Genomic DNA, 6327 nt, shown 5'->3' on the forward strand with positions numbered 1-6327 from the left:
GAACGGACCATGAAATCACTTCAGAAAAAAATATGAAAAAAATCATAAAACAAACAAAAGCGAAAAATATTACGAGAAATTAGAGCAAAAAAAGAATGGCAAAAATTGCGATTATACCGTCAAATTTACCATTCTTTTTTGATTTTAGCTGTCAAACTCAGGATTATACCATGACATTTTTCATAACCATATCTTTTTCATAGTTTTTCATCATTATTAGCACTCAGCTATTGACTCTGCTAAAAGAAGTGCTACAATAAAGTTGTACCAAGGGTACAGAACAATTGAGAAAAGGGGCGATAGTATGAAATTATTACCAAGTATGCAGTCTATGTTTGATGATTTCTTTGATGATGGCTTCTTTACTCCGCAAAAAAGAGTAAACAGTATGAGATGTGATATTAAGGAGACAGATAATGACTATAAAATGAGCATTGAGCTTCCTGGATTCAAAAAAGAAGATATCACAATTAACTTTGATCAAGGTTACCTCAACATCTCTGCAAATACTCAGAATGAAAACGAAGAAAAGAATGATGAAGGTCACATAATCCGTAAAGAACGCTATTCCGGCAGCATGAGCCGTAGCTTCTATGTAGGTGATCAATATGAAGCAGGTGATTTCAATGCTTCATTTGATAACGGTGAATTAAATATCACTATTCCAAAGAAAGATGCCTACATTGAAGATCATTCTTCACGTATTCCTATTGAATAAAAAAGAAGATGCCTCGCGCATCTTCTTTTTATTTATATTTATAGAAACCTTCACCAGCATTGATGCCTGTTTTTCCTTCATCAATATAGCTCTTAAGCATATTGGCAATCTTGCCTTGAACTGTTTCAGGATTTTTAGCATCAGGATGCATAATGACAATATTATAGGCTGTTGTTAATCCTACAATATCCAATATTCTAAATGGTCCTGCTGGTGCACCAGTACCAAGCATCCATGTCTGATCGATAGTCTTGACATCAGCCACACCTGTCGCCAGCAGCATTTCTGCAGCTGATAAGAAAGGTACAAGCATACTATTTAAGATATAGCCTGGCTGTTCTTTCTTTAAGCATAATGGTACCATGTGAATGCTTTTTGCAAATTCTACCACTTGATCATATGCATTCTGATCAGTGCCTTCATGACCCATAACTTCAGCAGTATTATTTCTCCAGATTTCATTTGCGAAATGTAATGCTAAATATTTATCTGCTCTATTCGTATATGGGGCAAAAGTACTTGGCAGCATCGTAGATGAGTTAGTAGCAAGAATCGCTTCATCTTTTAAATATTTGCTTGCTTCCTTATAAAATGCAATCTTCTGTTCTGGATCTTCCGCAATTGTTTCAATCACAAAGTCCGCATTTGAAAATGCGTCTTCGTAGCTTGTAGTTAAATGAAGATGACGATATGCTTCTTCTACATATTCCTTTAAAAGATCAATCTCTTCATCTGATAAATCAGTACGATCACTTAATCCTCTTGCATATGCACGAGGATCTGTTTTCATTTTTTCTAGTGTATCAAGATAGATCGCCTTAAGACGTTCTAACTTAGGTCTTGCACGTTCAATTGACGCTTCACTTCTTAGCCAGATTGTGACATCATAGCCACTATATGCACTCTGAAAAGCAATCTGACTTCCTAATACACCACCGCCGGCAACGACGATATGTTTCCAATTCATATGAGAATACCTCCTTTTTTTGATATTCTCATTGTATCAATTTCTAATTTTTTAAAAAGCAATATGCACTTTTAAATATTTGGGAAACGTATCGTGATAGTTGTTCCCACCTCTGGAGTACTTGTTAAAGTGAGTTTTCCTTTATTAAATGAAACAATATGTTTTACAATTGCCAATCCCAATCCAGTACCGCCTTTCATACGACTACGTCCTTTATCGACACGGTAGAATCGTTCAAAGACACGGTTTTGATCTTCTTGAGGAATACCTATTCCTGTATCGCTTACTTCGATAAAAAGATCATCTTCATTTTTATAGACATTAACATTAACCAATCCTCCTGGATGATTATACTTAATAGCATTAGAAATAAGGTTACTTAACAAGTTCGCCATCTGTTGCGGATGGAACATGATGTTAATATCTTCTACTTCCTTATGAATAGTAATCTCTTCTTTAAGACAAAGAGATTCATAGCTTGAAACAATGTCTTCAACTGTACTTTTCATATTGACTGGTACACGTTCTACAACGATATCATCATTATCAAAACGAGAGAGAAGAAGAATATCATTAATAAGATTGGACATATTGTCCACCTGCTTTTGAATCTTCTCTAACATATCATGCTGAAGGGAAGGATCAGTAACAACACCTTCTGATAGAAGTTCACTATAGCCTCTAATTGAAGTAATCGGTGTCTTTAATTCATGTGAGACACTTGAGAAGAAATCTTCTCTCATCTTTTCCGCATTCTTAGCGGCAGTAATATCTACAAAGAATAAGGCTGTACCAAAAGGAAACTTTGAAACATAACATTTATAGTAGCGATTATTTAATTTCAATTTAACGCGAATCTTTTCTTCTGGTGAATGCAAGGCATCACGAAGAGCTTCTAGCTTGATGTCCTTGAAGTCATCTTTTTCATGAAGTGGTCCCACAATCTTCTTGGCTGACTTATTGATACTAAGAACTCTTTTCTTTTCATCAAGAAGTATGAATCCTTCATTCATTCTTCGTATAATAAGATCAATTTTGTTTTGTTCAAACTGCGTTTCTCTCATCGATTTTCTTAATCGATGAGAAAGCTTCTCAATCGTTGCAACGATATTATTGTATTCTTCATGAGGATACTTATGAACACTAAAACGATAGTCATCTGTCATATTGTTTAAGGATTCAGATATCTCAGTCAATGGCTGAGATATTCTTTTAGCAAGCAGTCTTGCAATAATGACAGCGACAATAAAAGCAATAGTGAAACTTAAAGCAAGAGAAGGTATCATCAGTGGCAGGAAGATACCAATGCCATTATAGGGAATGGATAATCTGACAATGTATTGTCCATCATAGTATGCTGCATACATTTCTCTTTCATTGATAGTTGAACTATTTCTAATCGCAAAGCCAGTATGATTTTTGCTTTTTAGTGCTTCTTTGACTTCTTCACGGTTTAAGTGATCTTTTCCTTGATGAATACCGTATGTATCCGCAATGACTTTTCCTTGTTTATCAATAATAGAAATTCTTGAATTATTTATTGATGATAAGGGACTAAGTTTATCAATCTGCTTGTTAAAATCTTTCTTATTGTTAAGGGCATAATCAATAAGCTGAACATCATAGATCAGTCTTTCTTTTGTATTATCTACCTGCTTAAATGAAAACAGTACAAAAGTAATTGATGAGGTAATGACAAGGGATATAAGTAAGACGATAATGAAATGCTTGATAATATATCTAGTCATTGAGATCCTCTATAAAACGATAGCCCACTGATCGTATTGTCTTAATATATTTTGTTCCATCATCTTTAAGCTTCGCTCTTAATGATCTGATATGTACATCAATTGAACGAGACTCTCCTACATAGTCATAACCCCATATTTCTTGTAAGAGTTCATCTCTTTTTACGACATGATCTCTGTTTTCTATAAGATAGACGAGAACCTGATATTCTTTGTGAGTAAGTTCTATCTTCTCTTCGTTTAAGATCACATTGTGGGCATTGTCATCTATTCTTAATGTGGAGGTATGGAAAACTTTTCCTAACTTTTTAGAGCGTCTTAAAAGTGAACGTACTCTTGCATTAAGTTCTAATACCCCAAATGGTTTTGTCATATAGTCATCACAGCCACAGTCTAATCCTCTTACTTTGTCTATTTCTCTGTTTTTTGCAGATAGGATCATCAATGGTAATTCTTTATCCTTTTCTCTAATAAGCTTGATTGCTTCAATGCCATCCATTTCTGGCAACATGATATCAAAGATTGCTAAATCGGGTGTTTCCTTGTTTATTTCTTTAACAGCATCTTCTGCATTATCAAATAAGGTGATTTCATACCCATTAGATTCTAATGCTAGTTTCACTATTTCCTGAATATTTTCATCATCTTCTACTACAAATACTCTTTCTGCCATGCTTCTACTCCTTTTTTACAAGTCTTATCATAAAAAAAGTAAAGATAATGTCAATAACCTGTTTTCTTTAATCACTAAAAAGGTTAGAATAGCTCCAGGTGAAAATTATGAAATCTATTATTATCAAGTACACAAAATCTTTTCTTTTTGTCTTATTGGCATCTTTGATCATGTCATTTAACATTAAGACATTCGTTCATTCAGGTAATCTGGTTCCAGGTGGTCTTACAGGGATGACTTTGCTTATTCAAAGAAGTGCGATGAAGTTCTTTAATCTTCCTCTTCCCTATTCCATTATCAATATTGCATTAAATGCGGTTCCAGCAGCTTTAGGATTTAAACTTGTGGGCAAGAAGTTTACCGCCTTCAGTGTTATTATGATTATCTTGAACTCTTTTATGGTTGATCTTCTTCCAAGTTATACCATTACCAATGACCCATTGTTAATTGCGTTATTTGGTGGTCTACTAAATGGTATTGCAATTTCGATTGCCTTAAAAGGAAAAGCCAGTTCGGGAGGAACTGACTTTATTGCCATATTTTTAAATAGAAAATATAACATGTCATCATGGAATATTATTTTAGGTCTTAATATCTGTATTCTTATTACCGCAGGCTTCCTATTTGGCTTTGAAGCTTCCCTTTACTCCATTGTTTTTCAATATGTTTCCACTGAAGCTATTAAGACTTTCCATACCAATGATCATCAGATCACAATGTTTATTGTTACAAATAAAGCTGATGAAATTGAAAAGATGCTTTATGAGAAAACAAAACATGGAAGTACAAGAATTTCTGCTAAAGGAAGCTATAAGCATGAAGATCGTACTATGCTTTATTCGGTCATAAGTGAAAATGAATTATCGATAGCCATGGATTCTATCATGGCCATTGATCCTAATGCTTTTGTCAATGTCACTCACTCTATGGCAATTAAAGGAAAATTTTATCAGGAACCTTTGGATTAGCACATTTTCAGAATGTGCTTTTTTTGTATTTTTTATTGGATTCCTTGTTAAAATAAAAATGGAGGATATGATAATGGAGGATATGATATGAAAAAAATAATATTTCTTGATGTAGATGGTACATTAATCAACTATGAAGCAAAACTGCCTGTCTCTGCTGAAAAAGCAGTCAATATGGCTAGAGAAAATGGACATAAGGTCTATATTTGTACTGGATGCTCTAAGGCTGAAATTGAACAGCGTGATTTTAGAACTATGAAACTAGATGGCATGATTGGTGCTAATGGTGGATATGTGGAAGATCAAGGAGAAGTCATCATGCACAAGAGTCTTTCTAAAGACGATGTAAAAGCGATTGTTGATTGGTGCAATAAAAGAGAAATAGGCTTTTATCTTGAAGCAAACAGTGGAATGTATATCAATGACTACTATATCAAGCAGGGGCCAGAGGCTTTAGCGAAGTATGTTCTTGGCAAAGGGAAAAAGATTGATGATCTTGCTAAATTTAAAGCGGAAAGCATGAATCAGTATATTCATCTTCAAGGAGAAGATCTCTATCGTGATGATGTCAATAAAGTTTCATTCGTCTTAAGAAGCTATCAGGATCATCTTGATTCTATCAAAGACTTCCCTAATCTTGTTGCTAATACATGGGGTGGAAAAGATGAGCAGGCTTTATTTGGTGATCTAGGAGTTAAGGATATTACTAAGAAACATGCGATTGAAGTATTGCTTGATCATCTTCATGCTAGTAAAGAAGAAACAATTTCATTTGGTGATGCGAAAATTGATTTATCGATGTTTGAATGCTGCAATTATAATGTCGCTATGGGAAATGGTGGAAAACAGATCAAGGAAGCTGCTGATTATATTACTGATGATGTTGATGAAGATGGCTTATATAATGCCTTTAAGAAACTTAATCTCATATAAAAAAGAATGGCCTAGGCCATTCTCCAAGGTCTTGACATCAGCAGATGTCAGGGGGTACGGGCTGGCTCCGCATTCATGTCTGGACAGCTGAAAGAACGGCAGTATTTTCTTTCAGTTTCAATATGCCAAAAAAATCAGATGCCGTCACCCTTCCCTGTATTTGTAAGTCCCTCTTGAGCATTGGACAAAGCAGTCAGACACACAGGGGCGTTTCTGCAATCTTATGTCACGAGTCCTGCTCCCTTCCATGTTCTGCATGCTGATTTAAGACGCTCCTTCATGAAGGGCTATCGTAGCCCTTCATGAAAAATATTGCAAAA

General features: G+C 34.8%; 6 protein-coding genes. 3 read left to right on the forward strand and 3 right to left on the reverse strand.

Features of this window, described 5'->3' with window-relative positions; translation table 11 throughout:
* The first annotated feature begins 304 nt into the window (after positions 1-304).
* Positions 305-718, forward strand: a complete 414-nt coding sequence (locus J6L95_RS03695) for an Hsp20/alpha crystallin family protein (protein ID WP_074685523.1) — start codon at positions 305-307, stop codon at positions 716-718.
* Between the two features lie 28 nt (positions 719-746).
* Here the strand turns inward: J6L95_RS03695 and J6L95_RS03700 are convergent, their stop codons facing one another.
* From J6L95_RS03700 to J6L95_RS03710, 3 genes are all read right to left on the reverse strand, one after another.
* Positions 747-1685 (reverse strand): 3-hydroxyacyl-CoA dehydrogenase, encoded by a 939-nt coding sequence (locus J6L95_RS03700; protein ID WP_287458191.1) that lies wholly within the window; start codon positions 1683-1685, stop codon positions 747-749.
* Positions 1686-1756: 71 nt separating this feature from the next.
* A complete protein-coding gene (locus tag J6L95_RS03705; RefSeq protein WP_287458192.1) occupies positions 1757-3433 on the reverse strand; it encodes a sensor histidine kinase in 1677 nt (558 codons plus the stop codon).
* Positions 3426-4106 (reverse strand): response regulator transcription factor, encoded by a 681-nt coding sequence (locus J6L95_RS03710; RefSeq protein ID WP_029069959.1) that lies wholly within the window; start codon positions 4104-4106, stop codon positions 3426-3428. The genes J6L95_RS03705 and J6L95_RS03710 overlap by 8 nt, the downstream gene beginning before the upstream one ends.
* 107 nt (positions 4107-4213) lie before the next feature.
* On the opposite strand from J6L95_RS03710, the gene J6L95_RS03715 reads away from it, so the two are divergent.
* A complete protein-coding gene (locus J6L95_RS03715; protein WP_287458193.1) occupies positions 4214-5074 on the forward strand; it encodes a YitT family protein in 861 nt (286 codons plus the stop codon).
* Positions 5075-5161: 87 nt separating this feature from the next.
* Complete coding sequence (locus J6L95_RS03720) at positions 5162-6007, forward strand: Cof-type HAD-IIB family hydrolase (RefSeq protein WP_287458194.1); 846 nt, start codon at positions 5162-5164, stop codon at positions 6005-6007.
* The last annotated feature ends 320 nt before the right edge of the window (positions 6008-6327 follow it).

Source organism: Kandleria sp. (genome assembly GCF_017934775.1).
Classification (GTDB): domain Bacteria; phylum Bacillota_I; class Bacilli_A; order Erysipelotrichales; family Coprobacillaceae; genus Kandleria; species Kandleria vitulina.